Below are 18088 nucleotides of genomic sequence, written 5' to 3'. Positions count from 1 at the left end.
GAAACGGCCATGCCCCCGGGTGAACCCGCCTGAGAACGCAGGTCCCGGTGAGACTAGCGTCGGGGCCATGACGACTTATGACCTCATCGTGATCGGAGCCGGCGCTGTCGGCGAGAACGTGGCCGACTACGCCACCCGCAACGGCCTCAAGGTGGGCCTCGTCGAAGCCGAGCTCGTCGGTGGCGAGTGCTCGTACTGGGCGTGCATGCCCTCGAAGGCGCTGCTGCGGTCCAGCGCCGTCGTCCGTGCCGCCAAGACGCTCGACGGGGCCAAGCAGGCCGTGACCGGCGACGTCGACGTCGCCGCCGTGCTGCGTCGCCGTGACTCGTTCACCAGCAACTGGGACGACTCGGGCCAGGCCGACTGGGTCGAGGGCGCCGGGATCGACCTGATCCGCGGTCACGCCACCATCACCGGCGTCAAGGAGGTCACGGTGAACGGCGAGGTGCACCAGGCGAAGTACGCGGTCGCCGCCGTGACCGGTTCGTCGGCTCTGTTGCCCGACATCCCCGGTCTCGCCGAGGCGAAGCCCTGGACCAGCCGCGAGGCCACCAGCGTCAAGTCGATGCCGCAGAGCGTCGTCATCGTCGGCGGCGGCGTCGTCGCGGCCGAGATGGCCACGGCGTACCAGCAGCTCGGCTCCACCGTCACCCTGATCGCGCGCAGCGGTCTGCTCGGCGGGCAGGAGCCCTTCGCCGGCGAACTCGTCGCCGACTCGCTGCGCGGTCTCGGCGTCGACGTGCGCCTCGGCGTCTCGCCCTCGAACGTGCTGCGCACGGAGCACGACACGGTCGAGGTCACCCTCGACGACGACTCGACGGTGATCGCCGACGAGATCATCGTCGCGACCGGCCGCGTGCCCCGCACCACCGACCTCGGCCTCGAGAACGTCGGGTTGACCCCCGGCGAGTGGCTCGACGTCGACGACACCATGCTCGTCAAGGGCACCGACTGGCTCTACGGCGTGGGCGACGTCAACCACCGCGCGCTGCTGACCCACCAGGGCAAGTACCAGGCCCGTGCCGCGGGCGAGGTCATCGCCGCCCGCGCGTTCGGCAAGCCGGTGCAGGCCGAGCCGTGGGGCGCCCACGTCGCCACGGCCGACGACGCGGCCGTGCCGCAGGTCACCTTCACCGACCCCGAGGTCGCGAGCGTCGGCCTCACCGCCGACGCCGCCGGCAAGCGCGGCATCGACGTCAAGGTCGTGGACTACGACCTCGCCGCGGTCGCGGGTTCGGCGATCCACTCGGACGAGTACAAGGGTCAGGCGCGTCTGGTCGTCGACGAGTCCCGCAAGGTGATCGTCGGCGCGACCTTCGTCGGCCCGGACGTCAGCGACCTGCTGCACGCCGCCACGATCGCGGTCGTCGGCGAGGTGCCGATCCACCGGCTCTGGCACGCCGTCCCCTCGTACCCCACGGTCAGCGAGGTCTGGCTGCGCCTGCTGGACACGTACGGCCGTCCGTGAGGAACCCGCTGCTCGACTCCCCGATCTCGAGACTCGGCTGCGCCTGGGCGACGGCCGTGGGGCTCGCGGTCGGGGTGCCGCTCAGCGTCGGGCGCGTCCGCGTGGTCGGTGACCTGATCGTGTGTAGCGGACTGCCCCGCTGGGCGTTCAAGCGCGGCGGCACCTGCGTCGGTCGGGTCTACCTCACCCGGGACAACGACGGGCCGCGCGTCCTCGAACACGAGGCCGTGCACGTCCGTCAGTGGCGGAGGTACGGCATGCTGATGCCCGTACTGTACTTCCTGGCCGGCAGCGACCCGCTGTCGAACAGATTCGAGATCGAGGCCGGCCTCGAGAAGGGCGGATATCGATGACCCGCACCGTGATCATCACCGGGGCGAGCAGCGGCATCGGCCGCGAGGCCGCCCGCGAGCTCGCGAAGGGCGGCGCCGAGATCGGCGTCGTCGGGCGCGATCCCGAGCGCACGCAGGCCGTCGCCGACGAGGTGGGCGGAACGGCCTTCCTGGTCGACTACGACCGACTCGACGACGTCCGGTCGCTGGCCGACCGGTTGCTCGACCGCTACCCGCGGATCGACGCCCTCGCGAACAACGCCGGCGGTCTCGTCAGCGAACGGGGCGTCACGGCGGACGGCTTCGAGCGCACCCTGCAGTCGAACCACCTCGCACCGTTCCTCCTGACCCGGCTGCTCCTGCCCCGCCTCGTCGAGAGCGGGGGCCGCGTCGTCTCGACGGCGAGCACGGCCAACCTGCTGGGCCACGTGCGACTGGACGACCTCAACTGGGCTAAACGTCGCTGGGGCGGTGGGTGGCGTCAGTACGGCACGACCAAGATCGAGACCGTCCTCTTCATCCGCGAGCTGGCCAAACGCACCGGGCTCGAGGCGTTCTCGTTCCACCCGGGCATCGTGGTCACCGGCTTCGGTTCGGACTCGCGCTCGATGCGGGTCGCGAACGTGCTGACCAACGGCAACTACGGCATCTCGGCCCCGGCCGGTGCCGTGCCGCTGATCCAGCTCGCCGGGCCCACGACGATCGCGGTCGAGAGCGGTACCTACTTCGACCAGCTGACGCCGCACGGTCGCCTGCACCGTCAGGCGACCGACCCGCTGCTCGCCGAGGCCCTCTGGGAGCGCACCTCCGAGCTCGTCGGCCTGCCCGCCGAGGTCTAGGCGCGACCAGGGGACGAGACGAAGGAGGCGCGACCGACGTGGTCGCGCCTCCTTCGTCGTCGAGACCCTCGCCTCAGGACTCGGACTTGCCGACCCGCCAGTAGCCCATGAAGGCGACCTGGCGTCGGTCGACGCCGACCTCGCTGACGAGGAAGCGACGGAGCGTCTTGATCGCCCCCGCCTCGCCCGCGAACCAGGCGTAGAGGTCGGAGCTGACGGCGGCACCGCGCGGGTCGTCGCCCTGCGGGACGTCCCAGAGCAGGTCGTGGTCGACGTCGACCTCGCTCACCTCGACGCCGTGGTGCCAGGCGGTGACGTAGCGGGCCGTCCAGCGACGGACGGCGATCACCAGGGCCTCACCGTGGCCGGACGTGGCGTCCCGCCTCGGCAGCCAGTGGACGTCGACACCGGGAGGCGCGACGAGGTCGAGCTCGTCGGCCGCGGTCGGGATCTCGATGAAGACGCACCCCTTGGCGTCGTTCGGCAGTGCTTCGACGATGGAGCAGATCGCCGGGGCCGCCGTCTCGTCACCGGCCAACAGGACGGTGCGTGCGTCACCCGGTGACCACTCGACCCCGCTGCCCGTGACGCCGCTCGTCGCGTCGGGACCGATCAGCACGAGGTCGTCGCCGACCCGGGCACGACCGGCCCAGGCCGAGGCGGGGCCGGTGTCGCCGTGGCAGACGAAGTCGACGTCGACCTCGCGCAGCGCAGGGCGGGCGGCTCGCGCGGTGTAGGTGCGGAAGACGTTCTGCTGCTCGGGCGTCAGGGCGCGCCACGAGGCGTACCAGTCGACGGTAGGGAACGTGTCGTAGCCGGTGGCCTCGAGGGGCAGCACGACCTTGATGCGCTGGTCGAGGCCGTCGACCCCGAAGTCGCCGAGGTCGTCGCCGGTGAACGTGATGCGCACGAACGACGGGGCGAGGCGACGGACGGCCGCGACCCGGACGCGGTAGGGACGGTGGGCCGGCTTCGCCGGGCGCTCGACGGTGGCGGTGGCGGTGGCGGTGGACGTGATCGTCATCGAGGGGCGCCGCTCAGGCGTCGGCGGGCGTGCCGACGTGGAAGAGCTCGTGCAGGTCGTGCCGCAGGTCGTAGGCGAACGAGGGCGGGCCGCCGATCCAGACGACGTGGTCGCCCGTCGCGACGGTCTCGGGTTCGACGTACATCTCGCCGAGCCAGGCCCGGACCGCCCGCTCGAGGGCCTGACCGGGGGCACAGGCGGTGCTGGTGCCGGGCACGCCCGAGCGGCGGTCACGGGCGAGCCAGGTCACCGTGACGCGACCCGGCGAGGCGAGCGGCACGACGTCGTCGGCGCTCTCGACCTCGACGAACACCTGACCCCGGGCGCAGATCGGAAGGACCGAGAGCATCTCTCGCAGGACGGGGATCGACGTCGCGTCTGCGGCGAACAGGACGCGCAGGGCGTCGTGCGGCAGGGGCGGGTTCTGGTCTACGAGGAGCATGTCCCCTTCAATATAGGTAAGGCTTGCCTCATCCGCCACACGGGTCTCTCGATTGACAGCGACCTCGCTGCCGTGATGGTAAGTTCTGTCGGGTTCGGGAGTCCGTCAGCGACGCCCGGCACAAGGGGCCGTACCGTGTCCGACAGCAACACGGTGGCGGATCGCGTGGACCGGTTCAGCAGCGACCGGGACTCCCCCGCCGAACGACCGAGGGGCTCTCCCGCGCCCCCGGTCCCTCGTCGCCGTGGACGATCCGCCACGGCCATCCCCGGAAGGCCCCACCAGGTGCGCACCCTCCCCCTCTCCGCCGCCGTCGCCGCGCTGTTGCTCGTCGTGACGGGTTGCTCGTCCGCCTCGTCCCCCGACGGGTCGGGCACCCCCGACCCCGACGCGACCGTCACGGTCGGTCTCGTGCTCGAGCCGAGCGACCTCGACATCCGCACCACGGCCGGCATCGCCCTCGACCAGGTGCTGATCGACAACGTCTACCAGGGCCTCGTCGGCCGCACGCAGGACAACGAGATCCGCGACGTGCTGGCCGCGAGCCACACGGTCAGCGACGACGGCCTCACCTACACGTTCACGCTGCACGACGGCGTGACCTTCCACGACGGTGCCGCGATGACGGCCGACGACGTCGTCTGGTCGCTGTCTCAGGTCAAGGACGACGCCTCGCTCGCGAACCACGCCGACCTCGCCGCCGTCTCGACCATCACGGCGCCCGCCGCCGACACCGTCGTGCTCACGCTCTCGCGACCCGACTCGTCCCTGCTGTTCGACCTCACGGGGCGGGCCGGTCTCGTGCTGCAGCAGTCGGCGACGAACGACCTCTCGACGACGGCGAACGGCACCGGCCCCTTCGAGCTGACGAGCTGGCGACAGGGCGACAACGTGCAGCTCGGGCGCTTCGACGACTACTGGGGCACCCCGGCGAAGGTCGCGGGCGTCACCTTCCGTTACGTGACCGACCCGTCCGCGGCGATCAACGCCTCGATCTCGGGCGACGTCGACGTGCAGACCGCGGTCGACGCGACCCTGTCGAGCCAGCTCGACGGCGTGGACGGCATCACGCTCGAGAAGGGCAGGACGACCGACAAGTACACGCTCGCGTTCAACAACGCCGTCGCACCCTTCACCGACGCGAAGGTCCGCAAGGCCCTGCGACTCGCGATCGACAACGACGCACTGATCGCCGCCGTCGGCGGGTCGGCCGTCGACCAGGGCGGCCCGATCCCCGAACTCGACCCCGGCTACGAAGACCTCACGAGCGTCGACGCCTACGACCCCGACGAGGCGAAGAGCCTGCTCGCCGAGGCCGGCCACGACGGCGACCTGTCGCTCACCCTCGAGTACCCCAACGTCTACCCGACCGCGATCGGCGACGTGCTGACGACGCAGCTCAAGGCCGTCGGCGTCACGCTGACGGTGCAGCAGGTCGACTTCGGCACCTGGCTCGACGACGTCTACGTGAACAAGGACTTCGAGCTCAGCATGGTGAACCACGCCGAGACTCACGACTTCTCGAACTGGGCGAACCCGGACTACTACTGGGGCTACGACAGTGCGCCCGTGCAGCAGCTCTACGCCGAGTCGATCGCGGCCACCGACCCGCAGGTCGCCGACGAGAAGTTGGCCGAGGCGGCGAAGATCGTCTCGGACGACGCCCCCGCCGAGTGGCTCTACACAGCCACCACGCTGACGGCGATCCACGACGGAGTCACCGGGTTCCCGACGAGCTCGACCACGACCCGCCTCGACCTGGCTGACCTGGCCACGACGGAGTGACCCGCTTCGTCGTCGGCCGCCTGCTCCTCTTCGTCGGGGGGCTGGCCGTCGCGAGCGTGCTGATCTTCGCGACCCTGCGGTTGCTGCCGGGAGACGTCGCCCAGGCGATCGCCGGGACGACCGGCTCGCCTGAGCAGGTGGCCGCCCTGCGTCAGCAGCTCGGCCTCGACCGGCCCGTCGTGGTGCAGTACCTCGACTGGGCCGGCGGGCTCGTGCGACTCGACCTGGGCGAGTCGCTCGTCACCGGCACGCCGGTGATCGACGAGGTGCTCGACAAGCTGGCCGTCACCCTGCCGCTCGCGGCGCTCTCCCTGGTCTTCGGGCTGCTGATCGGCATCCCGCTCGGCGTGACGAGCGCGCTCCGCCGCGGCCGCGCCTCCGGGGTCGTCCTCGGCACGGGGGCCCAGCTGCTGGCGGCCGTCCCGGTCGTCTGGGCGGGGATGTTGCTGATCGGCGTCTTCGCCGTGACGCTGCGGCTGCTGCCCACGCAGGGGTTCCCGGCCGACGGGTGGAGCGAGCCCGGGCGGGCGCTGCGCTCGCTCGTGCTGCCGGCCCTGACCATCGGCATCGTCGAGGGGGCCGTCCTGCTGCGCTTCACGCGCTCGGCGGCGCTCGGGGCCCTCGACCAGGACTACGTGCGGACGGCCGCCGCCAACGGCATGACCCGGTCGCGTGCCCTCGTGAAGCACGGGCTGCCGAACGTCATGCTCAGCGTCGTGTCGATCCTCGGCCTGCAGGTGGCGGGCCTCATCGTGTCGGCCGTCGTCATCGAGCAGCTGTTCACGCTGCCGGGACTCGGCCGCATGCTGGTGACCGACGTCGGTCGCCGTGACCTGACGAAGGTGCAGGGTGAACTGATGACGTTGACCACGCTCGTGCTGTTCATCGGCCTCGTGATCGACCTCGTGCACCGACGGCTCGACCCGCGCCTCCGCGAGGGCGACCGATGAGGCGCGGTGCGTTCGTCCGCGAGCTGCTGCGTCGACCGCAGGGCGCGTTCGGTGTCGGCTGGCTGACCCTGATCGTCCTGTCGGCCCTGGTCAGCCGGGTCTGGACCCCGCTCGACCCGTTCGACACCGACCCGTACTCGGCCTGGCTGACGCCCTCGTTCGGGCACCCCTTCGGCACCGACTCGGTCGGCCGGGACATCTTCAGCTACGTCTTCGCGGCCACCGGGACGACGGTCGTGGTCGCCGTCGCCTCGGGCGTGGTCGCCACCGTGGTCGGGGTCGGCCTGGCCGCCCTGGGCTCGTTGACGGCCCGCTGGGTGCGCGAGTCGGTCGCCGTGCTGATCGACGTGCTCGTGGCGTTCCCGACGCTCCTGATCGCCATGGCCCTCGCCGCGGCGTTCGGCGGGTCGCTCACCGTCGTGGTCGTCGCCGTGGGCGTCGGCTACGGCGTGACGATCGCCCGGGTCAGCCGGTCCGAGATCCGCCAGGTCGCGCGGACCGACTACGTGCTCGCCGCCCGGGCGAACGGGCTCGGCACCGGGGCCGTGCTGCGTCGCCACGTGCTGCCGAACATCGCGCCCGTCGTCGTCGTCCAGCTCTCGCTGTCCATGGCCACGAGCGTGCTCGCCGAGGCGGGGCTGTCGTTCCTCGGCTACGGCGCCCCCGCCGACACCGCCTCGTGGGGGCGCCTGCTGAGCGACCTGCAGAAGTTTATCGGCGTGCACCCCGGTTCGGTCGTCTGGCCCGGGCTGGCCATCACGCTGACCGTGCTGGCGCTCAACCTGCTGGGCGACGCCGTGCGCGACGCCTCCGATCCCCGGCTGCGGTCCCGGCGGAGGGGACGCGGCACCCCGGGCTCCCCCTCGACGTCGGGCCCGTCCACCGCTCCCCCGCGGGCGACCGCCCCGGGTGCCGCGGGCACCCCGACCACCCCGGGGGTCGTCTCGTGAGCCTCGTGATCGACGACCTGACCGTCACCGTCGGCGACCGCCGCGTCGTCGACGGCCTCTCGCTGGACGTGCCCGACGGGGCGCGGGTCGGGCTGATCGGCGAGTCCGGCTCGGGGAAGTCGATGACGACGCTGGCCGTCCTCGGCCTGCTGCCCGACGGCGCCCGCGCCACGGGCAGCATCCGGCTGGACGGGCGCGAGCTGCTCGGGGCGTCCGAGCGCGAGCTGGCCGGCCTGCGCGGCCGCGTCGTCGGCACGGTCTTCCAGGACCCCCGCACGGCCCTCGACCCCGTCGTCACCGTCGGGCGGCAGATCGCCGAGCCCCTCCGCCTGCACGGCCGCGTCGGTCGCCGCGACGCCCGCGCCCGGGCGGTGGCCGCCGCCGCCGAGGTCGGCCTGCCCGACCCCGAGGCCGTCGTCGACCTCTACCCGCACCAGCTCTCGGGCGGTCAGCGGCAGCGCGTCGGCATCGCCATGGCCCTGATCAACTGCCCCGGGCTCGTGCTCGCCGACGAACCGACCACGGCCCTCGACGTCACGACGCAGGCCGAGGTGCTCGCGCTCTTCCAGCGCCTGGTCGACGAGCAGCGGACGTCGCTGCTCTTCGTCACGCACGACCTCGCGGTGCTCTCGCGCATCACCGACCACGCGGCGGTGCTGTCGCACGGGCGCGTCGTCGAGCGCGGCCCCGTCGAGCAGCTGCTGCACCGCCCCGAGCACGAGGTCACCCGCGGACTCGTCGAGGCCACGAGGGCGACGACCTGGAGGACCTCGTGAGCGACCCGACGACCGCACCCGCGCCTCCTCTGCTCGTCGCCCGGGGCCTCACCCGCACCTTCACGCTGCCGCGCCGGTCGCCCTTCCAGCCGGGGCCGGTGCGCCACGCGCTCGTCGACGCCGACCTCGAGGTCGCGGCCGGCGAGAGCGTCGCCCTGATCGGCGAGTCGGGCTCGGGCAAGTCGACACTCGTGCGCCTGCTGCTCGCCCTCGACCGGGCGACCTCGGGCACCGTGACGTTCGACGGCCGGACGGTCGCCCCCGACCGCGCGTCCCGCCTGCGCTGGCTGAGGCGGCAGACCGGGATCGTCCTGCAGGACCCCTACAGCTCGCTCGACCCCCGCATGCGCGTCGGCGACACCGTGGCCGAGCCGCTGCGTGCGCTGAGCGTCGAGGGCGACCACGACCGCCTGGTGGCCGAGATGCTCGAGCGCGTGGGTCTGGCGGCGCGCGACGCCGAGGCCTGGCCCCACGAGTTCAGTGGCGGCCAACGGCAGCGCATCGCCCTGGCCCGGGCCCTCGTGCACCGGCCGCGGCTGCTGATCGGCGACGAGCCCATGAGTGCTCTCGACGTCACCGTGCGGGCGCAGATCCTCGACCTGCTGCGCGAGCTGCGCGACGAACGCGGGCTGTCGCTGCTGCTCGTCTCGCACGACATCGGGCTCGTGCAGCACCTCGCCGACCGGGTCGCCGTGCTGCGCGACGGTCGCGTCGTCGAGCAGGGGGTCACCGACGACGTGTTGCGCCGACCGCAGCACGACTACACACGGACGCTCGTCGACTCGGTGCCGACGCTCGACTGAGACCACGGCTCGTCACAGGGAGGCAGGTCGACTCGTCACAGGGCGCAGGCGGGCTCACCACATCGGCGGGTGCCGACGCTGCCACCGCAGCCGCCGCTCGAGCTGGGCGCCGATCGCGAGCAGGACGTCCTCGCGTCCCGGTCGCCCGATCAGCTGCACGCCGGCGGGCACGCCGTCGACCTCGCCCACCGGGAGGCTGATCGCGGGCAACCCGGCCACGTTGACGAACGACGTGAACGGCGAGTACAGGCACTGCTGCTCGAAGTTGCGTTCGGCGTCCTCGGCGTCGTACCAGCCGATCGGGCGCGGCACCATCGCGAGCGTCGGCGTCAGGACGGCGTCGAAGGCCGAGAACCGCTCGACGACGGCGCGCTCGAACGCCGCCAGCCCGACGAGCGCCGCCGACAGCTCGCGTGCCGTCACGCGTCGGCCCTGCTCGACCAGCCACCGGGTGATCGGCTCGAGCAGTGCCAGCTCGGCCTCGGTCTCGGCCGGGATGCCCTCCGCCCCCGCCTGCCAGATCGTGCGGAAGAGCGCCGGGTAGTCCGACGACGGCAGGCTGGTCTCGTCGACCCCGTGCCCCATCGTCGCGAGCAGGTCGGCGGTCTCGCCGAGGACGCCAAGGAGGCGCGGGTCGACCCGGACGTCGAACGCGTCGTCCCAGGGGCTGGTCGTCATGACCGCGATCTGGAAGCGTCCCTCGCCGCGCACGGCGGTGCCGAGATAGGCACCGTCGGGTGACAGCGGAGCCCAGAGCGCCTGGTGGTGCCGCGGGTCGCGACCGTCGGGCGACACCATGGCGTCGAGCAGCAGGGCGGCGTCGGCCACGGAGCGAGCCAGCGCCCCGCCGACCGGCAGGCCCGCGAGGCTGGTCAGACCCGACTGCGCCGGCACCCGCCCCCGCGAGGGCTTGAGGCCGACGAGGCCCGTGGCGGCCGCCGGGATGCGGATGCTGCCGCCGCCGTCCGAGCCGGGCGCGAACGGCAGCAGCCCGGCGGCGACGGCGGCCGCGGCCCCACCGCTCGAGCCGCCCGCGCCCGCCTCGAGCGACCACGGGTTGCGCGTCGGAGGACCGACGAGCGTCTCGGTGTACGCGGTCAGCCCGTACTCGGGCGTGGCCGTCTTGCCCACGCTGATCGCGCCGGCCTCGTCGAGCACCTCGGTGATCTCGGACGACGCCTCGGGCACGCGCCCCCTGCTCAGCCGCGATCCCGACCAGGTCGGCACGCCCGCCCGGTCGCTGAGGTCCTTGTCGGCCAGCGGCAGCCCCCAGAGCGGCGCGACCGAGGGCCCGGCGGCGGCCAGGGCGTCGGCCCGCTCGAGGGCGGCCTCGCCGGTCACCGTGACGAACGCGCCGAGGTCGCCGTCGAGGCGGGCGATGCGCTCGAGGTAGTGGGTGGTCAGCTCGCGGGGCGAGACCTCGCCGCGGCGCAGCCAGTCCCACTGCTCGTGGGCGCTCAGGTGGTGGAGTTCGAACACCCGTCGAGCCTAGGCCGCGGCCCCGGGCACGGACGGCTGTTTCTGGTACATTTGTCCCATTCGTGCTCCCTCGGCCGCAGGTCGCCGCCGGGACCGTCGCACGTCTCGACAGGACACCGTCATGGGTTACCTCTTCCTCGCGCTCGCCATCGTCGGCGAGGTCTTCGCCACGAGCTTCCTCAAGGTCACCAGCGGCCCCGACGCCAAGTGGTGGCAGTACGCGGCGGTCGTCGTGGGCTACGTCTTCGCGTTCGCGATGCTCTCGCAGTCGCTGACCAAGGGCGTGCCGCTCGGCATCGCCTACGCGATCTGGGCCGGCGTCGGCGTCGTGCTCGTCGCCCTCATCAGCTGGATCTTCTTCAAGGAGCCCCTGACCCTCGTCCAGCTCGGCGGCATCGTCCTGGTCATCGGCGGCGTCACCATGCTCGAGCTCGGCGGTCGCCACGAGGCCGCGGCCTGACCCCGGTGACCGACACGACGGCGGGTGACGGCCGGGCCCGCGGCGGCTCGGCCCCCGGCCCCGGCAGCCCGTCCGTCGGCCCCGGCGGCCCTTCCGCCAGCCCCGGTGGCCAGGCCCTCACCCCGAAGGGCGAGACCAGGAGGCGCGCGCTGCTCGACGGCGTCCTGGCCGTCCTCGAGGCGGGCGGCCCCTCGGCCGTGACGCACCGGGCGGTGGCCCGCGCCGCCGGCGTCCCGGTCTCGGCGGCGACGTACTACTTCGCCGGACGCGACGACCTGCTGCGCGCGGCGCTGCGCCACGCGACCACCGACTGGGTGCGGTCGTTCGACCGACTCGAGCGCGCCTCCTTGGCCGACCTGGCCGAGACCCTCGTCCGGTACGCGATCACCGAGCGCGGGTCGGCCCGGGCGCAGTACGAGCTGCTCTTCACCGCCATGCGGGACGAGTCGCTGCGCGAGGACGCCGACCTCTGGTACTCGTCGCTCGAGCACGCGCTGAGGCGGGCGGGCGTGCCCACCGAGCGGGTCGACGTCGTGGCCCTGGCGGTCGACGGGTTGATCGTCCGCATGCTCTGGCGCGGCGAGCCCGCCACCGCGGACGCGACCGAACGCGTGTTGCGCGAGATCGTCGGGCCGTCGCTCTGAGGCTCAGCCGCGGCGGCGCTTCTTGAGCGACTTCTGCATCGTGACCGTGCCGAGCCAGCGGCCGAACTTGAAGCCGACCCGGCCCATGCGACCGACCTCGGTGAAGCCGATCCGCTCGTGCAGGCCGATCGACGCCTCGGCGTTCTTGTCGGCGATGACCGCGATCATCTCGCGGATGCCGGCGTCACGACAGGCCTCGACGAGTGCTTCGAGCAGGGCACGGCCGAGGCCCTTGCCGGTCGACGCGGCCCGCAGGTAGATCGAGCTCTCGACCGTGTAGCGGTAGGCCGCCTTGCCACCCCACGGGGTCGCGACCGCGTAGCCGAGCGCCTCGCCGGACGGGTTCACCGCGACGAGGAAAGGCATGCCGAGCTTCGTGACGAAGGCGTACTTGCGACGCCACTCGGCGAGGGTCATGGCGTCCTCGTCGAAGGTGACCGACGAGTTCGCCACGTAGTGGTTGTAGATCTCGCGCACGTAGGGCAGGTCGGCGGGCGTCGCGGGGCGGATCTCGAACGAGAACCCGGGCTCGACCGGGACCGGGGGCCGCAGGGCCCGGGGAAGGCGCCGGCGGGGCTGGTATTCCTCTTCGAGCACGGGCCCACTCTGCCACGCCGGACGTGGGCCCGGCGCGGACGCGGGGCGTGTTCGTCGTCGGCGGGCGCTCGGGGCGGCCCGCATCCGACGAACACGCCCGCTTCCGGGACGGACGCCGACCGGTCACGGCTCAGACGGCGGGCGGCAGCGTCCAGTCGACGGGTTCGCCACCCTGGGCGACGAGCAGCTCGTTCGCCCGGCTGAACGGCCGCGATCCGAAGAACCCGCGCGACGCCGACAGGGGGCTCGGGTGGGGCGACTCGATCGAGGGGACGTCGCCGAGCATCGGCTTGAGCGCCGACGCGTCACGGCCCCACAGGATGGCCACGAGGGGCCCGCCCCGTGCGGCCAGCACCTCGATGGCGCGCTGGGTGACCGGCTCCCAGCCCTTGCCGCGGTGCGACGCCGTCTCGCCCGGACGCACCGTGAGCACCCGGTTGAGCAGCAGCACGCCGTGGCGCGACCACGAGGTCAGGTCACCGTGCTCGACGACGGGCACGCCGAGGTCGTCGTGCAGCTCGCGGTAGATGTTCGCGAGGCTGCGCGGGACCGGTCGGACGTGCGGGTCGACGGCGAACGACAACCCGATCGGGTGGCCGGGCGTCGGGTAGGGGTCCTGACCGACGATCAGGACGCGCACCTCGTCGAGGGGCTGACGGAAGGCGCGCAGCACGTCCGCGCCGGCGGGCAGGTAACCACGCCCCGCCCGCACCTCGGCCCGCAGGTACTCGCCCATGTCGGCGATGCGGTCGGCCACGGGCTCGAGTGCGGTCGCCCAGGACGGGTCGATCTGCTCCGAGAGGGGTCGACGGTGGTCGTGCGCCTCGACGGTCACTCGACCCCGAGCGTGCCGACCGAGACGCCGACGATCTCGCCGTCGTCGTCGAGCTGCGGTTCGACCCGCCAGACGCTGCCGGTGCCGAGCACCGCGAGGGCGCCCTCGCCGACGACCAGGGCGGTGTTCTCGTCGATGGCGACGCCGCCGCGGACGAGTCCGGCCTCGGTGGCGGCGATGAGTCGGGTCAGGGTGCCCCACTGGGCGGCGTGCACGTCGATGGCGAGGTCGACGAGGCCGAGTCCGTCGGCGAGGGTCACCTCGTCCAGGTCTTCGGCGGCGTCCTCGGGGCAGACCGGGACGTCGCCGATCAACCAGCCGCCGAGCACGGCACGGTCGGCGGCGATCATCGCACCGGCCGAGAAGCCGAGGTAGGGCAGCCCGTCGGCGACGAGCAGGCGCACCTGGTCGATCAGCGGCGCGACGGCGTCGAGGTAGGCCGGGGTGAGCCCGCCCGCGACGAGCAACCCGTCGACGTCGCTGAGCACGCGGGTGTCGAACTCGTCACCCGCGGCGACGATCGTGGTGAGGGCCTCGCAGCGGCCGCCGGCGGCGAGCATGGCCGGGTAGCCGTCGCGGAACTCGGCGGACGGCGAGTCGTCGGCGACGACGATGAGCACGGCGATGCGCGGCACGCCCCGGCCGACGGCGGCCCCGCGGACGGCGGCCTCGGCCACGAAGAGGTCGTAGAGCTCGGTGTCGTCGGGCGACCAGCCGCCGCCCACCAGGTGGATGCTCACGCGCCCACCCCCGCGCCGACCTCACGCGTGACCGGCGGCTGGGCGCTCCACGGGAAGGTGATCCACTGGTCGGTGCGCTTCCAGACGAAGTCGGGTTCGAGCACGGTGCGGGGCTTGCTGTACAGGCAGACGGTGCGCACCTCGGCGGCCACTTCGGCGAGCAGGTCGCGCACGAGCACGAGGGTGCGCCCCGAGTCGGACACGTCGTCGACGACGAGCACCTTCTTGCCCTCGAGCGAGGGGGCGTCGAGGGTCGGGGGCAGCAGGACGGGCTCGGGCAGTCGCTCGTCGACGCCCGTGTAGAACTCGACGTTGATCGAGCCGCACATCTTGGTGTCGAGCGCGTAGGCCACGGCCCCGGCGAGCACGAGCCCCCCGCGGGCGACGGCGACGATCACGTCGGGCGTGAACCCCGCCTGGACGACGTCCGAGGCCAGGTGCCGCGCGGCCTCTCCGAACTCGAGCCAGCCGAGCACCTCCCTCTCGGGAGCCTCGACCTCGGGTCGTGCGGGGGCGGCCTGGCTGTCGTCGGGTGGGGTGACCATGCCGACAACCGTAACGCGCGTACGCCACCACGCGTCACGCAGGGACCCAGGCACCCCCGGGAGGCGCGAAGACGGTGTCGACGCCGTCGGACCAGAGCAGCGAGTCGGGCTCACGGTCGGTGACGCCCGGCAGGCCGCCGTCGGCCACCAGCTCGTCGTCGAGGTCGACCAGCTCGGCCCGGCGCAGCGACCAGGTGTCGTGCCGGTTCGGCCAGTACCTCGTGCGCCCGCCCCGGGCGACGTGCATGCCCCATCGGGCGGTGAGGAACTCGGCGAGCGGATCGCCCTCGACCACCTCGTCGGTGGGTCGGACGGACAGGCGTGACGACGGGTTCGCCCCCGGCCCGAGCCTGGTGCTGCGGTACGTCACGACCCCGTCGGCCCGGGACTCGTGCATCGACGCCCACCGGTACGGCAGAGCGAGGCCCGCGTTCGCGGCGAGCACCGACACGAGACGCTGGGCCTCGAGGGTGCGGAACACCACGCCCCGACGGCCCAGGGCGTCGACCGAGTACAACCGCACGTTCGTCTCGAGGAAGTCCCCGGCCCAGGGCACGGCGGGCAGCGGCCCGAAGGCGCTGCCGGTCAGCTTGAACGGGATCAGCCCGACCCAGGTCGATCCGTCGAACACGTCGGGCCGCGTGCCGGGCGGCAGCAACGGTGCGACACGGTCGGGCTCGACCCGCCAGTGCGCGAAGGCCAGGCCGCCCCAGTGCTGTCGGATGAACGCGGGACGGAGCAACGGAGGCGCGGTGCGCGACACCGGATCGGGTTCGGCCCCCGGCGTGGTCTGGTCCATGACCTCCACGGTACGGACGACCGCCTGGACGGTCCACAGCCTCGGACGAGCTGCCGCCCCGGCCCTCGCCCGGGCCGCCTCAGAGCCGGCGGACGAGCTCGGGGATGCGACCGCGGAACGGGAAGAAGCCCCGGGAGGCGGACGGCCAGGCCTCGCCGTCCCAGCGCCGTCGGACGGTGACGAGCTCCATCCCCTCGACCGACAGGGCAGCACGGAGGGTCTCGAGACGTTCCTGGACCGGACCGACCGGCGCGTACGGCGTCACCACCGTGTCGAGGCCCTCGGACCGTGCCCATTCGACGACGGTGGCGGGCAGCGCGTCGGACAGCGTCCGGGCGGGCCGACCGCCGGAGTCCGGCGTGCGCGTCGCCGCGTCGTCGACGGCGCCCGTCGTGAAGGCCACGACGGCGGCCGAGGCCCCTTGGGGAGACCGTGACCCGGGGTCGGCGACGACGGCGGTGGCCGACAGCTGCGCGACGAGACCGGGGCGTTCGGCGAGCAGGCTCTCGGGCTCGAGGTCCTCCTCGTGGAGCAGCAGTCCGACCCGCCCGCCCGGGGAGCCGACGACGTCGGCGGCCTCGACGGGCGTCCGCGGGGGCAGCGGCTCCTCGTCGAGGGCCCGGGCCGTGGTGGCGAGGCCCGCGGGCGAGAACCGGCCGTCGGTGAAGCGCGAGATGTTCGAGGCCGTCGCCAGGTAGGTCTTGCCGGCGGTCTGCAGGCCGGCGACCCATCGCCACGACAGGGTGTTCGAGGCCGCGTCGCCGTCGAGCAGGTGTCGGTAGAAGAAGTCGGCGCCCAGTTGCCACGGCAGGCCGAGCGTGAAGATCCAGATGCTGGCGAACCACATGCGCGTGTGGTTGTGGAGGTACCCGGTGTCGACGAGCTCACGCACCCAGGCGTCCATCGCGTCGATCCCGGTGCGGCCGGCGACCGCCTCCTCGTACCCCGCGGGGACGCCGGCGTCGACGGCGCGGTCGACGTCCCGGCGGTACCGGCGCCACACCTCGGGGTTCTGCTCGAGCCAGCCCTTCCAGTAGGTGCGCCAGAACACCTCCTGCACGAACTTCTCGGCAGCACCGAGCGTGTGCCGCTCGAGGACCGCGCCGACGACCTCGCGTTCCGTCACGAGGCGGTGGCGCAGGTACGGCGACAGCCCCGAGACGGTGCGCCGCGAGACCCCCAGGTCATGATTGCGGTCACGGGCGTAGGCGGAACCGGCGCGGGGCAGGAACTCGTCGAGGGCCTCGAGGCCGGCGACTCTGGTCGGGATGGGCACGCCCCCATCGTGCGACCCCGCGGGCCGTGCCGACCGGCGTCGTCCGTGGGAGGCGCGCGGTGGACGCCGGAGCCGTCGACCCGCCCCGTCCCCGAGGTCGAGGTCGAGGTCGAGGTCCTGGCCCCGGTCAGTGGCGGACGGTGGCCGAGCGCAGCGGTTCGAGCTGGTCGACCGGGAGGCCGATGCGCGTCCCGCGCACCAGACCGAGCACGCGTCCGGCCACGAGACCGATCGACCCGGCTGCCAGCACGGTCGCCCCGCGACGACGGCGCAGGAGCGTCCGCCACGCACCGAGGGCCAGTCGGCCGGCCGTGACACGTCGGTCGGTGTCGGCGTCGCCGTCCCCTCCGACCGCGCGTCGCAGGGCGATCTGGGCGACACCCCGGTCGACGGCGGCGCCGACGACGGACCGCCGACTCGTCTCACCGGGACGGACGGTGCGCGAGACGCGGGCCGACGAGGTCGACACGACCCGCGCCTCCGGCTCGTCCGCCGCCAGGCGCAGGCACAGCTCGACGAACTCGGCACCGCGGGGCACGGCGTCTCGGACGTCGACCCCGCTGGCCAGGCCGCCGACCTGCAGGAGGTCCCAGCGGCGGAACGCCACGGTCGCCCCCGCCACGTCGTCGAGCCCCACGAGACCGTCGGGACGCGAGCGGGGCGTGCAGTCGACGGCCCAGAGCAGGTCGTCGGGCAGTGCCGACGCGGCGGCACCGGACCAGGTCGCCTCGGTCCGGCCGACGACGGCGATCACGTCCACCTGGTCGAACGGCGCGGCGAGCGCCCGGGCCCAGCCGGCGTGGGCGACGCAGTCCGCGTCGAGGAACGCGACGACGTCGCCTCGCGCCGACTCGATGCCGGTGTCGCGGCTGCCGGCGAGCCCCGGCGTGCGGGTGTTGTCGACCACGACGAGGTCGTCGTAGCGGTGGCGCAGGTGGTCGCGGAGTCGCGGCGCACGGTCGACGACGACGAGGACGTCGTGCACGTCCCCGTCGCGGAGGACGGAGTCGAGCGCTGCGGTCAGACCGTCGAACGGGGTCGACTCGTCGGCGCAGACGACGACGCTGACGCGGGGGGCGGGGCGGTTCACGCGACACCTCCCCGGGGGGAGCGGCAGGTGGACGGGCGGACGGCGGGGAGGGGCGTGCGGACGCGGAGGGTCACGGGGGTTCCTCTGGGGTCGTCGACGGGCGCCGGTCACGCCGCGGGGCGGCGCGTTCGGGTGGCGACCATCGTCGGAGGGTGCGTTCGGGGGACGTCGTCGGGTGGGTGGCCCGGCGTCGTCGGCCGGTGGTCGATTCGGGCGACCGCGGCAGAGGCACGCCCCGGATTCGGGTTCGGAGC

At 73.3% G+C, this 18088-nt stretch carries 20 protein-coding genes; 10 read left to right on the top strand and 10 right to left on the bottom strand.

Features of this window, described 5'->3' with window-relative positions; genetic code table 11:
• The first annotated feature begins 67 nt into the window (after positions 1–67).
• The 3 genes from IFT88_RS08200 to IFT88_RS08190 are packed head-to-tail and all read left to right on the top strand — an operon-like array spanning position 68 to position 2639.
• Positions 68–1468 carry a dihydrolipoyl dehydrogenase family protein gene (locus IFT88_RS08200; protein WP_192119931.1) on the top strand — a complete coding sequence of 467 codons (1401 nt, stop codon included), beginning with the start codon at positions 68–70 and terminating at the stop codon, positions 1466–1468.
• Entirely contained in the window at positions 1465–1821 is a 357-nt protein-coding gene (locus IFT88_RS08195; protein ID WP_192119929.1) for a Fe-S oxidoreductase, read from the top strand. Before IFT88_RS08200 ends, IFT88_RS08195 begins: the two co-directional genes overlap by 4 nt.
• The gene (locus IFT88_RS08190) at positions 1818–2639 is read left to right on the top strand and encodes an SDR family NAD(P)-dependent oxidoreductase (RefSeq protein ID WP_056225973.1); all 822 of its coding nucleotides are present in this window, start codon (positions 1818–1820) and stop codon (positions 2637–2639) included. The genes IFT88_RS08195 and IFT88_RS08190 overlap by 4 nt, the downstream gene beginning before the upstream one ends.
• A 73-nt stretch (positions 2640–2712) precedes the next feature.
• On the opposite strand, the gene IFT88_RS08185 is transcribed toward IFT88_RS08190, so the two are convergent.
• Together IFT88_RS08185 and IFT88_RS08180 are read right to left on the bottom strand one after the other, a co-directional pair.
• On the bottom strand, positions 2713–3663 hold the full coding sequence (locus IFT88_RS08185; RefSeq protein ID WP_192119927.1) for a siderophore-interacting protein: 951 nt from the start codon (positions 3661–3663) through the stop codon (positions 2713–2715).
• A gap of 13 nt (positions 3664–3676) precedes the next feature.
• Positions 3677–4105 (bottom strand): SIP domain-containing protein, encoded by a 429-nt coding sequence (locus IFT88_RS08180; protein WP_137847884.1) that lies wholly within the window; start codon positions 4103–4105, stop codon positions 3677–3679.
• Positions 4106–4390: 285 nt separating this feature from the next.
• Between IFT88_RS08180 and IFT88_RS08175 the strand changes: the two genes are divergently transcribed.
• From IFT88_RS08175 to IFT88_RS08155, 5 genes are read left to right on the top strand one after another with little or no spacing between them, the layout of a single operon-like run.
• Entirely contained in the window at positions 4391–5890 is a 1500-nt protein-coding gene (locus tag IFT88_RS08175; RefSeq protein WP_342212107.1) for an ABC transporter substrate-binding protein, read from the top strand.
• Complete coding sequence (locus tag IFT88_RS08170) at positions 5887–6840, top strand: ABC transporter permease (protein ID WP_043595096.1); 954 nt, start codon at positions 5887–5889, stop codon at positions 6838–6840. The genes IFT88_RS08175 and IFT88_RS08170 overlap by 4 nt, the downstream gene beginning before the upstream one ends.
• The gene (locus IFT88_RS08165) at positions 6837–7790 is read left to right on the top strand and encodes an ABC transporter permease (protein WP_192119924.1); all 954 of its coding nucleotides are present in this window, start codon (positions 6837–6839) and stop codon (positions 7788–7790) included. The genes IFT88_RS08170 and IFT88_RS08165 overlap by 4 nt, the downstream gene beginning before the upstream one ends.
• Complete coding sequence (locus IFT88_RS08160) at positions 7787–8566, top strand: ATP-binding cassette domain-containing protein (protein ID WP_192119921.1); 780 nt, start codon at positions 7787–7789, stop codon at positions 8564–8566. Before IFT88_RS08165 ends, IFT88_RS08160 begins: the two co-directional genes overlap by 4 nt.
• Positions 8563–9369 carry an ABC transporter ATP-binding protein gene (locus tag IFT88_RS08155; protein WP_231567086.1) on the top strand — a complete coding sequence of 269 codons (807 nt, stop codon included), beginning with the start codon at positions 8563–8565 and terminating at the stop codon, positions 9367–9369. Before IFT88_RS08160 ends, IFT88_RS08155 begins: the two co-directional genes overlap by 4 nt.
• Positions 9370–9423: 54 nt before the next feature.
• On the opposite strand, the gene IFT88_RS08150 is transcribed toward IFT88_RS08155, so the two are convergent.
• Positions 9424–10848: an amidase family protein gene (locus IFT88_RS08150; protein WP_192119919.1), complete on the bottom strand. Its 1425-nt coding sequence runs from the start codon at positions 10846–10848 to the stop codon at positions 9424–9426.
• A gap of 121 nt (positions 10849–10969) precedes the next feature.
• Here IFT88_RS08150 and IFT88_RS08145 point away from each other — a divergent pair, with 121 nt between their 5' ends.
• Together IFT88_RS08145 and IFT88_RS08140 are read left to right on the top strand one after the other, a co-directional pair.
• A complete protein-coding gene (locus IFT88_RS08145; protein WP_043593751.1) occupies positions 10970–11308 on the top strand; it encodes a DMT family transporter in 339 nt (112 codons plus the stop codon).
• Positions 11309–11313: 5 nt separating this feature from the next.
• On the top strand, positions 11314–11952 hold the full coding sequence (locus tag IFT88_RS08140; protein WP_052505129.1) for a TetR/AcrR family transcriptional regulator: 639 nt from the start codon (positions 11314–11316) through the stop codon (positions 11950–11952).
• 3 nt (positions 11953–11955) lie between these two features.
• On the opposite strand, the gene IFT88_RS08135 is transcribed toward IFT88_RS08140, so the two are convergent.
• The 7 genes from IFT88_RS08135 to IFT88_RS08105 form a co-directional block, all read right to left on the bottom strand.
• Positions 11956–12549, bottom strand: a complete 594-nt coding sequence (locus IFT88_RS08135) for a GNAT family N-acetyltransferase (RefSeq protein ID WP_056225952.1) — start codon at positions 12547–12549, stop codon at positions 11956–11958.
• Between the two features lie 130 nt (positions 12550–12679).
• Entirely contained in the window at positions 12680–13384 is a 705-nt protein-coding gene (locus IFT88_RS08130; RefSeq protein WP_056225949.1) for a uracil-DNA glycosylase, read from the bottom strand.
• Complete coding sequence (locus IFT88_RS08125; protein WP_043593745.1) at positions 13381–14124, bottom strand: Type 1 glutamine amidotransferase-like domain-containing protein; 744 nt, start codon at positions 14122–14124, stop codon at positions 13381–13383. The genes IFT88_RS08130 and IFT88_RS08125 overlap by 4 nt, the downstream gene beginning before the upstream one ends.
• On the bottom strand, positions 14121–14669 hold the full coding sequence (locus IFT88_RS08120; RefSeq protein WP_056225946.1) for a phosphoribosyltransferase: 549 nt from the start codon (positions 14667–14669) through the stop codon (positions 14121–14123). The genes IFT88_RS08125 and IFT88_RS08120 overlap by 4 nt, the downstream gene beginning before the upstream one ends.
• A gap of 34 nt (positions 14670–14703) precedes the next feature.
• Positions 14704–15468, bottom strand: coding sequence for a YqjF family protein (locus IFT88_RS08115; RefSeq protein WP_192119917.1), 765 nt, complete (start codon positions 15466–15468; stop codon positions 14704–14706).
• Between the two features lie 79 nt (positions 15469–15547).
• A complete protein-coding gene (locus IFT88_RS08110; RefSeq protein ID WP_192119915.1) occupies positions 15548–16744 on the bottom strand; it encodes an FAD-binding domain-containing protein in 1197 nt (398 codons plus the stop codon).
• 127 nt (positions 16745–16871) lie between these two features.
• Complete coding sequence (locus IFT88_RS08105; RefSeq protein ID WP_192119913.1) at positions 16872–17834, bottom strand: glycosyltransferase; 963 nt, start codon at positions 17832–17834, stop codon at positions 16872–16874.
• Positions 17835–18088: the final 254 nt, after the last annotated feature.

The sequence above is a fragment of the Frigoribacterium sp. CFBP 8751 genome (assembly GCF_014841545.1).
Classification (GTDB): domain Bacteria; phylum Actinomycetota; class Actinomycetes; order Actinomycetales; family Microbacteriaceae; genus Frigoribacterium.
The sequence above is the reverse complement of the archived record's forward strand: the minus strand, read 5'-3'. Positions and strand labels throughout refer to the sequence as shown.